Source organism: Pseudomonas sp. KBN10P06128 (assembly GCF_037574945.1).
Lineage (GTDB): Bacteria > Pseudomonadota > Gammaproteobacteria > Pseudomonadales > Pseudomonadaceae > Pseudomonas > Pseudomonas aeruginosa.
In genome coordinates this window covers 2,691,186-2,705,571 of sequence record NZ_JBBELR010000001.1, presented here as the reverse complement: position 1 = coordinate 2,705,571, position 14,386 = coordinate 2,691,186, and the positions used below count along the sequence as shown (strand labels likewise).

Below are 14,386 nucleotides of genomic sequence, written 5' to 3'. Positions count from 1 at the left end.
AGGATATTGCACACGGAAAAGCCTCCGTTTCGACTACCGTTCCTGAATCCGCCATTTTACGGAGGAAATAATTAGTCAATTCCTATCGATTGGCTTTTTACGATGCCCTGAGGTAATATCATGTTCATTATGTTGAACACTAAGGCATTACCTCTCCCCACTTCCCGTCTGGTCTCCCGCGAGCGTCACTGGACCGGCGACCTCTAGCTCCCTCCCTCGACACCTGCTGTCGGTGGCGACCGCCCCTGCGCTTCGGGGTCTTTCCCGCCCCTCGCCACCGCTCTTCGTCATCTTTGGCCGCGGCCTCCATTCCGCGGTGCCCATGGGAGGGCAACATGCGTTCCTGGATCTATCTGTTACTGGCTATCGGCGCCGAAGTGATCGGCACCACCTCGATGAAACTGGCCGCCACCCACGCCCCTGTCGCAGGCATGCTGCTGATGTACGGGATGATCGGCCTGTCCTATTTCTTCCTCGCCCTGGCGGTCAAGCGTGTCCCCGTCGGAGTCGCCTACGCCCTTTGGGAAGGCATTGGCATCGTCCTGATCACGGCGGTCAGCGTCGCCTGGCTGGGCGAAAGCATCGGCCTGTACAAGGCCGTCGGCCTCGGCGTGATGATCGCCGGCATCCTGCTGATCAAGTCCGGCACCCGCAACGCCAGCGGCACGCCGGCGCAGCCCCGTGGGGAGGCCGTCACATGCTGACCCTGAACTGGATTCCCTTCGCCTGGCTCGGCCTGGCGATCGCCCTCGAGGTCGTCGCCAACCTGCTGTTGAAATACTCCGACGGTTTCCGCAGGCGCGGCCTCGGGATCGCCTCGATCCTCTGCGTGATGGCCGCCTTCACCGCGCTGGCGCAGGCGGTGAAGGACATCGAGCTGTCACTCGCCTATGCGATCTGGGGCGGCTTCGGCATCCTCGCCACCGTCGCCATGGGCTGGGCGCTGTTCGGCCAGCGCCTGGCCTGGCGCGGCTGGCTCGGCCTGTTGCTGCTGCTGGCCGGCATGAGCCTGCTCAAGCTGGCCTGACGCCTCGGCGTCCAACGAAACGCCCATCATCTGCAGGACCGCGGCGCCGGTGAACAACAGCAGTATCTGTTCCTCACCCAGGGCGCAGATTTCCCGACGCCGCTCCGGCTGGCCGATATAGTCCAGCGACAACTGAAACAGCTGGCGGCCGATCAGGCTGGAGAGGCGGCGGATGGTCGCCTCGCTCACCGCCGGCAACAACCTGAATTCGATGATGTCCTCCGACATGTCCTCGGCGAACTCATCCATGATCTGACGCAGGGCACCACGCAGCACCGGCGAAGCCCCATGCAGTTCGCGCACGCCGACGATGAACGCGGCGGGATTGCTCTCCACGAAGTCGAAGAACAGCCGCACCGTCTCCCGGCAGACCCGCCGCCCCCTTTCCAGGTCCAGCCCGAACGGCGTCGTCTGCGCTCGGGCGCTGGGCGCCGCACGAGTCGCGGCCTCGCGGCGAAGCTGGCGCAGCGGCTGGCGCAGCTGGGTAGAGATGTCGCGGATCATGGTCAGGCCAAGATCGTCGATATCGCGGAAATGCCGATAGAAGGTGTTCGGATTCAGGCCCGCCTCGCGCGCCAGCTCGCGCAAGCCGATGGCCCCCAGGCTGCGGCTGCTGCTGCCCAGGCGCAAGGCCGCCTCCAGCAAGGCGCGTTTGCCGGGAGCGTCGGCAACCCTGTCCTTCGTTTCGTTCATATCGCTCATGTTCCACCTGGTTGTTTCCATGCGCCACAAGTTCGGCCGTTGCGTCGCGCCGACCCTACCTAAGGTTGGCTTGACCCTGAAGTATACAGATGTCTACATTCGCAGGTAGACGAGTGTATACGCCAGCAAACAATCATAACAGGAGCTTGGCCATGAGTACCCAACCCACCCCTGCCGCCGCCCGGCACTGCAAGGTCGCCATCATCGGCACCGGTTTCTCCGGGCTGGGGATGGCGATCCGTCTCCGCCAGGAAGGCGAGGACGACTTCCTGATCTTCGAAAAGGACGCCGGCGTCGGCGGCACCTGGAGAGTCAACAACTACCCTGGCTGCGCCTGCGACGTGCAATCCCACGTCTATTCCTTCTCCTTCGAAGCGAACCCGGAGTGGACGCGGATGTTCGCCCGCCAGCCGGAAATCCGCGCCTATCTGGAGAAGTGCTGGGAAAAATACCGCTTGCAGGAAAAGACCCTGCTGAACACCGAGATCGGCAAGCTGGCCTGGGACGAGCGGCAAAGCCTCTGGCACCTGCATGACGCCCAGGGCAACCATTACACCGCGAACGCCGTGGTTTCCGGCATGGGCGGCCTGTCCACCCCGGCCTATCCACGCCTCGATGGCCTGGAGAACTTCCAGGGCAAGGTCTTCCATTCCCAGCAGTGGGACCATGACTACGACCTCAAGGGCAAGCGAGTGGCGGTGATCGGCACCGGCGCCTCGGCGATCCAGTTCGTCCCGGAGATCCAGCCGCTGGTGGCCGCGCTCGATCTCTACCAGCGCACTCCGCCATGGATCCTGCCCAAACCCGACCGGGCAATCAGCGAAACCGAGCGCCGCCGCTTCCGGCGCTTCCCGCTGGTGCAGAAGCTCTGGCGCGGCGGCCTCTACAGCCTGCTCGAAGGGCGGGTGCTGGGCTTCACCTTCGCCCCGCAGGTGATGAAGCTGGTGCAGCGCCTGGCGATCCGCCACATCCACAAGCAGATCAAGGATCCGGAACTGCGCCGCAAGGTCACGCCGGACTACACCATCGGCTGCAAGCGCATCCTCATGTCGCACAACTACTACCCGGCCCTGGCTGCCGCCAACTCCACGGTGATCACCGAAGGCATCCGCGCCGTCACCGCCAACGGAATCGTCGACGGCAACGGCCGGGAACGCGAGGTCGACGCGATCATCTTCGGTACCGGCTTCACCGCCAACGACCCTATCCCCCGCGGAGTGGTCTTCGGTCGCGACGGCCGCGACCTGCTGGACAGCTGGACCAAGGGCCCGGAAGCCTACAAGGGCACTACCACCGCCGGCTTCCCCAATCTGTTCTTCCTGATGGGACCGAACACCGGCCTCGGCCACAACTCGATGGTCTACATGATCGAGTCGCAGATCGCCTACGTCCTCGATGCGCTGAAGCTGATGAAGCGCCGCGAACTGCTCAGTCTCGAGGTCAAGGCCCCGGTGCAGGAACGCTACAACGAATACCTCCAGCGCAAGCTGGACCGCAGCGTCTGGAGCGTGGGCGGTTGCAAGAGCTGGTACCTGCATCCGGTCAGCGGCCGCAACTGCACCCTGTGGCCGGGATTCACCTGGCGCTTCCGTGCCCTGACCCGGCAGTTCGACGCCTCCGCCTACCACCTCACCACGACACCGCTCGCCGCCCTGAGCAACGAAGCCCGCCAACAGGCCGAAGGGGTACCCGCATGAAGTCGTTCGAAAACAAAGTCGCCGCCATCACCGGCGCAGGCTCGGGCATCGGTCGCGCCCTGGCCGTGGAGCTGGGCAGGCAGGGTTGTCACCTGGCCCTGGCCGACGTCAATGCCGCAGCTCTCGAGGAGACCCGCCAATTGCTCGCCAGCAGCGGGGTACGCGTCTCCACCGCGGTCGTCGACGTGGCCGACCGCGAGCAGGTGCAGGCCTGGGCCGACAAGGCGGCCAGCGAACATGGCCGGGTGAACCTGATCTTCAACAACGCGGGCGTCGCCCACGCCGGTACCGTGGAAGGCAGCGACTACTCGGAATACGAGTGGATCATGAACATCAACTTCTGGGGCGTGGTGAACGGCACCAAGGCGTTCCTTCCGCACCTGAAGGCCTCCGGCAACGGCCACGTGGTCAATGTCTCCAGCGTCTTCGGGCTGTTCGCCCAGCCCGGCATGAGCGCCTACAACGCCACCAAGTACGCGGTGCGTGGCTTCACCGAGTCGTTGCGCCAGGAACTGGACATGGAGGACTCCGGCGTCTCCGCCAGTTGCGTGCATCCCGGCGGGATCAAGACCAACATCGCCAAGACCGCGAGAATGAACGAGAGCATGGCCAAGGTCACCGGCCAGGCTGCCGACAAGGCTCGCCAGCAATTCAACGACCAGTTGCTGCGGACCACCCCGGAGAAGGCCGCCCAGGTCATCCTGCGCGGCGTGCAGCGCGACAGCCGGCGCATCCTGATCGGCGCCGACGCCCACGCGATCGACGTGATGCTACGCCTGGCGCCAGTGCTCTACCAGCGTGTGGTCACCGCCAGCATGCGCCTGGCAGCGCGCTTCGCGCCGCGCCCGAAGAGCCCCCAGGGCGCCCGCGAAGCCAGCGAGTGAACAGGCCCGCCGGGTAGCCGCTAGGCTGCCCGGCACGTCATACTCGACGGCCAGTCTCCAGGGTACGGCCGTCATGAACCCTCCCCTTCCTCTCTTCCGCTACCATCCCGAACCGCTCGCCAGCGGCAGCATCGAGGCTTCCGCCACCACCTGCCAGTGCTGTGGCAAGGCTCGTGGCTACGTCTACACCGGTTCGCCCTATTCCCGCCACGAGTTGCCGCCCGGCAGCCTTTGCCCCTGGTGCATAGCCGACGGCAGCGCGGCCGCGCGCTACGAAGCGAGCTTTTCCGACGACTATCCGCTGCTCGACGCCGGCGTCGCCGCGGATATCGTCACCGAAGTCTGCGAGCGCACGCCCGGCTACACCTCCTGGCAGCAGGAGCGCTGGCTGGTTTGCTGCGAAGATGCCTGCGCCTTTCGCGGCGACGCGGGGCGTGAGGAAATCGGGCAACTGGGAGCCGAGGGCCTGGCGCAGCGCTTCGCCGATTTCGCCTGGCCGGCTATCACCTGGCAACGCCTCGTCGACGCCTATACGCCCGGCGGCAATCCGGCCATCTACCGCTTCGACTGCCTGCACTGTGGCCAGGCGCATTACGACCTGGACTTCACCTGATAGAACGCGGCCCTACAACCCCATCTGCTTGCCGATGATCTCGTTCATGATTTCCCGCGAACCGCCGCCGATGGAGAGAATCCGGTTGTCGCGATACAGCCGCTCCACCAGGCTTTCGCGCATGTAGCCCATGCCGCCGAGCACCTGCACGGCATCATAGGTCAGGCGATCGGCGACATCGGTAGCGAAGTTCTTGGCCATCGATATCTCCTTGATCACGCTCTTGCCGACAGCCATCTTCGCTGCCTGGCGATAGGTGAACTCCCGGGAAACCTCCAGTTGCGTGGCCATTTCCGCGAGACGATGGCGCAGCACCTGGAACTTGCCGATCGGCTTGCCGAACGCTTCTCGCTCGCGCGCCCAGCGCAGCGACTCCTCCAGAGCCAGTTGCGCGGTCATGTTGGCCATCACCGCCAGGGCCAGGCGCTCGCTCTGGAAATTGGCCATGATGCAGGCGAAGCCGGCATTCTCCACGCCGATGAGGTTTTCCGCAGGCACCCGGCAGTCGTCGAAGAACAGTTCGGCGGTATCCGACGCCCACCAGCCCATCTTCTTCAGCTTGCGGCCGACATTGAACCCGGCAGTGCCCTTCTCCACCAGCAGCAGGCTGATGCCGGCGAAACCCTCGCCGCCGGTACGCACCGCCACCGTGTAGTAGTCCGCGCGCACGCCGCTGGTGATGAAGGTCTTGCTGCCGCTGACGCGATAATGATCGCCATCGCGCACCGCACGGGTCTTCAGGTTGGCCACGTCGGAGCCGCCAGAGGGCTCGGTGACCGCCAGGGCCATGATCTTCTCGCCGCGCAGCACCGCCGGCACCACCCGCTCGCGCACCTCGGGACGGGCCCACTTGACCACCGGAGGCAAGCCGATATCCAGCGATCCCAACCCGGCGACCAAGCCGCCGGAACCGCAGCGCATGAGCTCTTCGCTGGCCGCCACCTTGGCGAACAGATCGCCTTCGCAACTGCCGCCGTAGGCTTCCGGGTAGCCGATGCCGAGGATCCCGGCCGCGCCGGCCTTGAGATAGAGTTCACGGGGAAATTCCTCGGCCTCCTCCCATTCATCGATGTGCGGCAACACCTCGCGCTCGACGAAACGGCGCACCGAATCCCGGATCAGTTGATGGGACTCGTCGAAGTACTGCTGGAAGTCAGTCATGGCCGGGCTCCTGATGGGAGCCTCAGAACTTACCTAGCGCTTGCTTGGTTTTCAATACGGGAAACTGGCCATCGGCGAGGGCGTATAGGCCGCCCTTCCTACGGACACGGGAGGCACAGAGCTCAGGAGATCGGCCGCCGTCCGGCCAGGGCGTGGGCCAAGGTGCCGCCATCGACCAGCTCCAGCTCGCCACCCAGCGGCACGCCATGGGCGATACGCGACAAGGTCAGGCCGCGGCCGGCCAGTAGCTGGGCGATATAGTGGGCGGTGGCCTCGCCTTCCACGGTGGGGTTGGTGGCGAGGATCACCTCGCTGAAGGCTCCGTCCCTGATCCGCGCTTCCAGTTCGGGAATGCCGATCGCCTCCGGCCCCAGGCCGTCGAGCGGCGACAGGTGTCCCTTGAGCACGAAATAGCGGCCGCGGTAGCCGGTCTGCTCCACCGCGAATACGTCCAGAGGGCCTTCCACCACGCAGAGCAGCGAGTCGTCGCGTCGCGGGTCGGCGCACTGCGGGCACAGCTCCTCCTCGCTGAGGGTACGGCACTGCCGGCAATGACCGACCCCTTCCATCGCGGCGGTCAACGCCTGGGCCAGCTTCAGGCCGCCGCTGCGATCGCGCTCCAGCAGCATCAGCGCCATGCGCTGGGCCGACTTCTGCCCGACACCGGGAAGAATGCGCAGGGACTCGATCAGTTGGCGGATCAGCGGGCTGAAACTCATGCAGGACTCGTCGGATAGAGGGAGGGGAATGGCTGCCGGGCGCCGTCCTAAGAAGGCGGACCCGGCACGAACGCAGAATCAGAAGGGCATCTTGAAGCCGGGCGGCAGTTGCATGCCCGAGGTGAAGCCGGACATCTTTTCCTGGTTGTTCTGCTCGATCTTGCGCACCGCATCGTTGACCGCGGCGGCGATCAGGTCTTCGAGGATTTCCTTGTCTTCCTGCATCAGGCTGTCGTCCAGGCTGACGCGCTTGACGTCGTGGCGCCCGGTCATCACCACGCTGACCAGACCGGCGCCGGATTGCCCGGTCACTTCGGCGTTGGCCAGCTCTTCCTGCATCTTCTGCATCTTTTCCTGCATCTGCTGCGCCTGCTTCATCAGGCCGGCCATGCCACCTTTCATCATGTTCTTCACCTCGAATGTCGTCTTGTTGCGTGCGCCAAGCGCCGGTCAGGCCTTGGCTTCCAAAGGTTCGATGGTACCGTCACGGACCACCGCGGCGAACTGCTCGCGCAACTGCCGGACCAACGGGTCGGCATCGATCGATGCCTCGGCCGCCCGCTGGCGCTCGGCACGCCGGCGTGCCGCTGCCTGGGCCGGGGTCTCCTGCTCAGGCTTCTGCAGGGTCACCTCCAGTTTGAGGGTGCGCCCCAGGTGCTGGTTCAGCGCATCGTTCAGCCGCCGCTGCTGGGTGGCGTTGAACAGCGCGCTCTGGCCCGGATCGAGATGCAGATGCCAGTGGTCGCCGTCGGCAGCTACCAGCGTACAGTTGGCAGCGATGCTCGCGGTCAGGCCGCCGAGGCCGAGCCGCGGGAACAGCTCCAGCCACTCCGCGGCCAGGCCGGTGGCCGGCTTCGCCGCCGGCAGCGGCTCCTCCACCACGACCACGTCAGGCTCGGGCGCGGCATCCAGGTAGGCCAGGGTATCCATGTCGACTTCGTAGTAGTCGTCCGCGGGCGGTGGCTCATCGTCCTGCTCGTCCTGCTCGTCAGGTGCTACCGGCAACGCAGCCGGCAGGGCTTCCAGAACGGTTTCCACCACCGCCTCGACCGCCACTGCCGGAGGGACCGAGGGAGCCTCCACGGCTAGCGGCTCGGGCTCGGGCTCGGGCTCGGGCTCGGGCTCGGGCTCGGGCTCGGGCTCGGGCTCGGGCTCGGGCTCGGGCTCGGCAGCGAGGCTCGGAGCCGGCTCTTCCCAGGGCAAGTCGACGACCTCTGCCGCGGCGGCGGGCTCTTCGACAACCGCTTCCGCGACGCGCACCTCGACCGCCGCCGGCGGCGCGGATGGCGCTGCCGGCGGGGCAGCCGGGGCTTCGACGGGCGCAGCCACGACAGGCGCGGCAGCAACGGCAGCGACCGGCGCAGGCGAGGCCGCGCCGGCCACGGGGGAGTTGGCGGGATCAGTCGTGGCCTTGCTGATCCCCAGGTCCTTTAGCGGCGTCCTCGGCGCGCCGTCGGCGTCCGCCGGGCGGAACGCGAGCATCCGCAGCAACACCATCTCGAAGCCGCTACGCGGATCGGGCGCCAGCGGCAGGTCGCGACGGCCGATCAGGCCCATCTGGTAATAGAACTGTACGTCTTCCGCCGGCAACGCCTGGGCCAGGGCCAGCACCCGCTCGCGGTCGCCCTGGCCATTGTCGATCGCTTCCGGCAGGGCCTGGGCGATCGCGACGCGGTGCAGCACGTTGAGTATTTCGGCAAGCACGCCGCCCCAGTCCGGCCCCTGCTCGGCCAGGTGGCGCACCGCTTCGAGCAGGGCGCGCGCATCGCCCTCCAGCAAGGCCTGGAGCACGCCATAGACCTGGCCGTGATCGAGGGTACCGAGCATCGCCCGCACGTCTGCGGCCAGCACCTTGCCCTCGCCGAAGGCGATGGCCTGGTCGGTCAGGCTCATGGCGTCACGCATCGAGCCGTCGGCGGCGCGCCCGAGCAACCACAGGGCGTCATCCTCGAAGGGCACGTTCTCGGCTCCGAGCACGTGGGTCAGGTGCTCGACCACCCGCTCCGGCGGCATGTTCTTCAGGGAGAACTGCAGACAGCGCGAGAGGATGGTCACCGGCAACTTCTGCGGGTCGGTGGTGGCCAGCAGGAACTTGACGTGCGGCGGCGGCTCCTCGAGGGTCTTGAGCAGCGCATTGAAACTGTGCGACGAGAGCATGTGCACTTCGTCGATCAGGTAGACCTTGTAGCGGCCGCGGGTCGGCGAGTACTGCACGTTGTCGAGCAGCTCGCGGGTATCCTCGACCTTGGTCCGGCTCGCGGCGTCCACTTCGATCAGGTCGACGAAGCGGCCTTCGTCGATTTCGCGACAGACCGAGCATTCGCCGCACGGCGTGGAGCTGACCCCGGTCTCGCAGTTCAGGCACTTGGCCAGGATCCGCGCGATGGTGGTCTTGCCGACCCCGCGGGTACCGGTGAACAGGTAGGCATGGTGCAGCCGCTGATTGTCCAGGGCGTTGATCAGAGCCTTGAGCACATGGGTCTGGCCGACCATTTCACGGAAGGAACGGGGACGCCATTTACGCGCAAGAACTTGATAACTCATCGAAAACCGTCGCAGAAGGGAAGCACAAGTCGGCCAATGCTAGCGCAATTTACCCCTTCTGCGCTCGCCGACTTGGCAAACTGCGTGCTAAGAATTCCCCTGGCCCTTCAGCAGCCCTCGTCGGTGGCAATGACTCTACCTTCCCTGACATCGTTCATGCCTCATTTCGGCGCACCGGCGCTGCTCCTGCTGCAGTTGCTCGCGGCCCTGCCAGCGACGGCCGCGGAGACCGACGCGACGCCATTGCGCTTCTCGGTGATGGAAAGCTGGAGCATGCCGTTGGTCCGCCTGCAACGGGGCCAGCCGATCGACGGCATCGTCTACGACATCACCCGCTCCCTTGCCCGGCAGGTCGGCCGCAAGGCGCTCTACCACCCCTACCCGCGCGGGCGCATCGAGCAGGCGATGAACGCTGGCGAAATCGATGTCCGCTGCTACATCAGCCCCGCCTGGCTCAGCCACGACTTCCCCGGCTATCGCTGGAGCGTCGCGCTGCTGGTGCAACGCGACATCCTGGTCGCCCGCGAAGGCTTCGCGCCGATTCCCGAGGCGCTGCCGGCCCAGCGTATCGGTACCGTCCTTGGCTACAGCTATCCGCGCTTGCAAGCGCTGTTCGACATCGGCCGACTGCGCCGCGACGATGCGCGCACCCAGGATCTGGTGCTGGAAAAGCTGCGCGCCGGCCGCTACCGCTACGCGGTCAGCCATCAACTGTCGCTGCACTGGAGCAACCGCCAGGCGCCGGGGCAGCCGCCACTCCAGGAAGCCGCGCAGCTCGAGGAAACGGCGGTGAGCTGCCTGGTGCGGGATTCCGCGGAGGTTCCGGTGGAAGCGATACTGAAGACGTTCGAGGAAATGAAGCGCAGCGGAGAGATCGAGGAGATACTGCAGCGCTACCGATGAGAGCGTCGACGGCCTGCGAAAAATGGCGGGCCTGAAATGGAGGCGGCCCCGCCAGCCACACCCCGGCACACGATGTTCCCGCTGTGGCTGCTTCCTTCCGGACCTGACCAGGTTGACGGGTAATCGTTGCGGGGGGACCGACAGGGCCACCATTGCAGCCTACCCTCGGGTAGGCCGCGCCATTCTACCGGCTTGCGCGTAAGTTACAACCACTTCAAGCACTTACGTTTGCAATCCATTTCGCGAAAGCGGTTCATTGCTGCTGGATCAGACCCTCCGGCGGCGGCTGGGTCGATACGCTCAGCTCGGTATCGACATACAGGTCCAGGGTGCCCCAGCCCGGCTTGGTGCTGAACGACGCATACTTCTCCTCACCGCGATGGAAGGAGAAGGCGATCCGGTAATCGCTGCCGCCGAACAGCTTCACCGGAAACTCGCGGACCTGGCCGGGCCGGATCTCCCCGGAGAAGGTTTCCACACCCTGCTCCTTGTAGCTGTAGGCGATCGGCGCCGAAGCCTGGCCACTGTAATGCAGCAGGATGCGCGGCCGCTCGCTCCAACCCACGTAGGCGCCGAACAGCACCACCAATGCGAGCACGCCCAGCAACCGCTGCTTTCTTGCCTTGTCCATCGTTCACTCCAGTCTTCGGAAATCTTTCGCAGCAGCGCCGCCGCTTCAGCGGGCGACGCCGTGCTCGTCGAACAGTTTCAGCAGGCCGTCTTCGTCGAGCACCTTCACGCCCAGCTCGTTGGCCTTGGCCAGCTTCGAGCCGGCGCCGGGCCCGGCGACCACGCAGTGGGTCTTGGCCGACACCGAGCCGGCCACCTTGGCGCCGAGCCCTTCCAGCTTGTCCTTGGCCACGTCCCGGCTCATCGCCTCCAAGGTGCCGGTCAGCACCCAGATCTGCCCGGCCAGAGGCAGGCCTTCGACCGCCTTGCGCTCGCTCTGCCAATGCATGCCGAACTCACGCAACTGCGCCTCGATGGCCAGGGCACGCTGCACGTTGGCCGGCTCGTCGAAGAAATCGCGCAGGCTTTTCGCCGCTCGCTCGGGCAGACGCTCCACCTGGCGTAGATCGAGCCAGTCGGCGCGGATGATGCCGTCGAGCGAACCGAAGCGGCTGGCCAGCTTTTCCGCGCCGGTGGCGGCGATGAAGGGAATGTTCAGCTTGTCGATGAAACCGGCCAGCGAGGCACAAGCGGCGAACTCCGCGGCGACCTCGCCCTCTTCCTGCAACTGCACGCCATGTTCGGCATCGCGCAACTGGGCGATCACCTGGCGGTTGTGCTCGTCGGCGAAGAAGTTGTGGATCTCGTAGGCCACCTCGGCGCCGACGTCCGGCAGGTAGGTCAACACTTCCGGCAGCGCCTTGCCGATCCGCTCGAGCGAACCCAGCGAACGCGCCAGCAGCTTGGCGGTTTCCTCGCCGACGTCGGGAATCCCCAGGGCGAAGATGAAGCGCGCCAGCGAAGGCTTGCGGCTGTCGGCGATGGCCGCCAGCAGGTTGTTGGTGGACAGCTCGGCGAACCCTTCCAGCTCGAACACCTGTTCATAGGTCAGGGTATAGAGATCCGCCGGCGAGGCGACCAGCCCGCGATCCACCAGTTGCTCGACGATCTTGTCGCCAAGACCGTCGATGTCCATTGCCCGGCGCGATACGAAATGGATGATCGCCTGCTTCAACTGCGCCTGACAGGAGAGGCGGCCGACGCAGCGATAGATGGCGCCCTCGCTGATCGACTCCTTGCCCTTGCTGCGCTTGACCAACTGGGTCCGCTCCACGGCCGAGCCGCAGACCGGGCAATGCTCGGGCACCTCGATAGCCTGCGCATCCGCCGGGCGGCGCTCGAGCACCACCTGCATGACCTGCGGAATCACATCGCCAGCACGGCGGATCACCACCGTATCGCCGATGCGCAGGCCCAGGCGGGCGACTTCATCCATGTTGTGCAGGGTCGCATTGGACACCGTGACGCCGGCCACCTGCACCGGCTTGAGGCGTGCCACCGGGGTCACGGCGCCGGTGCGGCCGACCTGGAACTCGACACCCAGCAGCTCGGTCAACTCCTCGCGCGCGGGGAACTTGTGGGCGATCGCCCAACGCGGCTCGCGCGCGCGGAAGCCCAGTTCGCGCTGGAAGGCGATGCGGTTGACCTTGAACACCACGCCGTCGATCTCGTAGGCCAGCGCATCGCGTCGGCGACCGATGTCGTCGTAGTAGTCGCGGCAGGCCTGGGCGCCCTTGACCAGGCGCAGCTCGCGACTGATGGGGATACCCCAGCCGCGGAACGCCTCAAGGATGCCCACCTGGGTGTCCGACAGCGTCCCGCTGACCTGGCCGAAGCCGTAGGCACAGAACTCCAGCGGGCGACTGGCGGTGATCTTCGAATCCAGCTGGCGCAGGCTGCCGGCCGCCGCGTTGCGCGGGTTGGCGAAGGTCTTGCCGCCGGTTTCCACGGCCTTGGCGTTGAGCGCCTCGAAACCGGCCTTGGACATGAACACCTCGCCGCGCACTTCGAGGATCTCCGGCCAGCCTTCGCCGTGCAGCTTCAGCGGTACGTTGCGAATGGTGCGTACGTTGCTGGTGATGTCCTCGCCGGTGCTGCCATCGCCGCGGGTGGCGCCGCGCACCAACTGGCCGCGTTCGTAGAGCAGGCTGACGGCCAGGCCGTCCAGCTTCGGCTCGCAACTGTACTCGACCTCCGCGCCACCGCCGAGCAGGTCGCCGCCAGGCAACAGGTCGGCCAGTCCTTCGCGTACGCGGCGGTCGAAGTCCAGCAGGTCCTGCTCCTCGAAGGCGTTGCCGAGGCTGAGCATGGGGATCTCATGGCGCACTTCGCCGAACGCCGAGGCCGGCGTGCCGCTGACCCGCTGGGTCGGCGAGTCGGGCGTCAGCAGTTGCGGGTACTCGGTCTCCAGCGCCTGCAACTCGCGGAACAGGCGATCGTATTCGGCGTCGGGAATGCTCGGTTCGTCGAGCACGTAGTAACGGTAGTTGTGGGTGTCCAGTTCGGTTCGCAGTTGCGCGATGCGTTCGGCGGCAGCCTGGGTGTCGGTCATGGTGGGAGTCCGTGAAACGAAAAGAGCAGCCTCGGCTGCTCTATAGAGTAGTTCGCCCCCTCTCCCGCACGAAGAAAGGGGCTGTGGCCGGATCAGCGCTTCTGCATCAAGCTGCGGCGCTCATGGTCGATGATGCGCTGGCGGTAGTGCTCGATGGTCTGGGCGGTCAGCACGCTGCGCTGCTCGTCCTTCAGCTCGCCGTTCAGCTCGTGGGCCAGCTTGCGCGCGGCGGCGACCATCACGTCGAAGGCCTGCTTCGGATGGCGCGGCCCCGGCAGGCCGAGGAAGAAGCTCACGGCGCGGGTGCTGAAGTTGTCGATGTCGTCCAGGTCGAAAGTGCCCGGTTTCACCGCATTGGCCATGGAGAACAGGATCTCGCCATTGCCGGCCATGCTTTCGTGGCGATGGAAGATGTCCATGTCGCCGAAGCGCAGGCCGCTCTCGAGGATGTTCTGCAGCAAGGCCGGCCCCTTGAAGCCGCTTTCGTCGCGGGCGATGACGTTGATGATCAGCACCTCGTCGACCGGAGCAGGTTCGGCAGCGACCGCAGGGGCTTTCTCCCGCTCTTTCTCCTTGCGCCCCTTCGACTTGCCCTTGCGTGGCTCCACCGGCTCGGCGGCATCGCTCGGGTCCGCCTCCAGGGCCAGCCCCTCGTCGAGGTCCAGATCGCCCTGGCGCGGCTCTTCCTGGCGCTTGCCGCCCTTGCGCTCCTTGGCTTCGCGGGCGCTGACGCTGGGCAGGTCCTGTTCGTCGAAGGATGGCTCGCGGTGCTCGACCACCCGCGCCGGCCCCAGCAGTTCAGCCGAGTCGCCGTCGTCGTCCGGCAGATTGGCGAAACTGCGGTCGAGCTTGAACTTCAACTTGCCCTTGCCGCCCCGCATCCGCCGCCAACCGTCGAAGAGAATGCCGGCGATCACGATAAGCCCGATAACGATAAGCCATTCGCGCAGACCGATATCCATGTAATTCCGTAGCCCCTAGTGAAAATGGTGAATAAAAAAATGAAAAAAGGACGTCCCGTCCCTTGAAACGTGGAGCCAACCTTGTTCTGACAGAACTTTCCCACGCGATACAA

The 14,386-nt window shown here is 65.8% G+C and carries 13 protein-coding genes, 1 other RNA gene and 1 pseudogene; 6 read left to right on the top strand and 9 right to left on the bottom strand.

Translation table 11 applies throughout. The annotated features are described in order from the left end of the window. Positions 1-335: 335 nt before the first annotated feature. Both VQ065_RS12875 and mdtI read left to right on the top strand, forming a co-directional pair. Complete coding sequence (locus tag VQ065_RS12875) at positions 336-704, top strand: multidrug/spermidine efflux SMR transporter subunit MdtJ (protein WP_003087256.1); 369 nt, start codon at positions 336-338, stop codon at positions 702-704. Continuing rightward, a complete protein-coding gene (gene mdtI, locus VQ065_RS12870) occupies positions 698-1,027 on the top strand; it encodes a multidrug/spermidine efflux SMR transporter subunit MdtI (RefSeq protein WP_003103934.1) in 330 nt (109 codons plus the stop codon). Before VQ065_RS12875 ends, mdtI begins: the two co-directional genes overlap by 7 nt. 525 nt (positions 1,028-1,552) lie before the next feature. On the opposite strand, the pseudogene VQ065_RS12865 reads toward mdtI, so the two are convergent. Next, positions 1,553-1,720 (bottom strand): annotated as a pseudogene (locus VQ065_RS12865) (TetR family transcriptional regulator); the annotation flags it as partial. A 122-nt stretch (positions 1,721-1,842) separates the two neighbouring features. Between VQ065_RS12865 and VQ065_RS12860 the strand changes: the two are divergent. The 3 genes from VQ065_RS12860 (at position 1,843) to VQ065_RS12850 (ending at position 4,923) form a co-directional block, all read left to right on the top strand. Further along, complete coding sequence (locus tag VQ065_RS12860; protein ID WP_003121915.1) at positions 1,843-3,426, top strand: flavin-containing monooxygenase; 1,584 nt, start codon at positions 1,843-1,845, stop codon at positions 3,424-3,426. Further along, entirely contained in the window at positions 3,423-4,310 is an 888-nt protein-coding gene (locus VQ065_RS12855; RefSeq protein WP_003087246.1) for an SDR family NAD(P)-dependent oxidoreductase, read from the top strand. Before VQ065_RS12860 ends, VQ065_RS12855 begins: the two co-directional genes overlap by 4 nt. Positions 4,311-4,383: 73 nt before the next feature. Continuing rightward, a complete protein-coding gene (locus VQ065_RS12850) occupies positions 4,384-4,923 on the top strand; it encodes a CbrC family protein (RefSeq protein ID WP_003087245.1) in 540 nt (179 codons plus the stop codon). A 12-nt stretch (positions 4,924-4,935) separates the two neighbouring features. On the opposite strand, the gene VQ065_RS12845 is transcribed toward VQ065_RS12850, so the two are convergent. From VQ065_RS12845 to dnaX, 4 genes are all read right to left on the bottom strand, one after another. Continuing rightward, positions 4,936-6,084: an acyl-CoA dehydrogenase family protein gene (locus tag VQ065_RS12845; RefSeq protein ID WP_003087244.1), complete on the bottom strand. Its 1,149-nt coding sequence runs from the start codon at positions 6,082-6,084 to the stop codon at positions 4,936-4,938. Positions 6,085-6,206: 122 nt separating this feature from the next. Continuing rightward, positions 6,207-6,803: a recombination mediator RecR gene (gene recR / locus VQ065_RS12840; protein ID WP_003087237.1), complete on the bottom strand. Its 597-nt coding sequence runs from the start codon at positions 6,801-6,803 to the stop codon at positions 6,207-6,209. A 78-nt stretch (positions 6,804-6,881) separates the two neighbouring features. Then, the gene (locus VQ065_RS12835; protein WP_003087236.1) at positions 6,882-7,208 is read right to left on the bottom strand and encodes a YbaB/EbfC family nucleoid-associated protein; all 327 of its coding nucleotides are present in this window, start codon (positions 7,206-7,208) and stop codon (positions 6,882-6,884) included. 45 nt (positions 7,209-7,253) lie between these two features. After that, positions 7,254-9,347 carry a DNA polymerase III subunit gamma/tau gene (gene dnaX, locus VQ065_RS12830; RefSeq protein ID WP_031640169.1) on the bottom strand — a complete coding sequence of 698 codons (2,094 nt, stop codon included), beginning with the start codon at positions 9,345-9,347 and terminating at the stop codon, positions 7,254-7,256. 36 nt (positions 9,348-9,383) lie between these two features. Between dnaX and VQ065_RS12825 the strand changes: the two genes are divergently transcribed. Then, a complete protein-coding gene (locus tag VQ065_RS12825; protein ID WP_023657576.1) occupies positions 9,384-10,250 on the top strand; it encodes a substrate-binding periplasmic protein in 867 nt (288 codons plus the stop codon). Positions 10,251-10,296: 46 nt separating this feature from the next. Here VQ065_RS12825 and ffs read toward each other — a convergent pair. The 4 genes from ffs to zipA form a co-directional block, all read right to left on the bottom strand. Beyond that, positions 10,297-10,393, bottom strand: an RNA gene (gene ffs, locus VQ065_RS12820) — signal recognition particle sRNA small type. A gap of 110 nt (positions 10,394-10,503) precedes the next feature. After that, positions 10,504-10,881 carry a hypothetical protein gene (locus VQ065_RS12815; protein ID WP_003083354.1) on the bottom strand — a complete coding sequence of 126 codons (378 nt, stop codon included), beginning with the start codon at positions 10,879-10,881 and terminating at the stop codon, positions 10,504-10,506. A 45-nt stretch (positions 10,882-10,926) separates the two neighbouring features. Further along, positions 10,927-13,311 carry an NAD-dependent DNA ligase LigA gene (ligA, locus tag VQ065_RS12810; protein ID WP_003087229.1) on the bottom strand — a complete coding sequence of 795 codons (2,385 nt, stop codon included), beginning with the start codon at positions 13,309-13,311 and terminating at the stop codon, positions 10,927-10,929. Between the two features lie 92 nt (positions 13,312-13,403). Beyond that, positions 13,404-14,273, bottom strand: coding sequence for a cell division protein ZipA (zipA, locus tag VQ065_RS12805; RefSeq protein ID WP_003087228.1), 870 nt, complete (start codon positions 14,271-14,273; stop codon positions 13,404-13,406). Between the last annotated feature and the right edge of the window lie 113 nt (positions 14,274-14,386).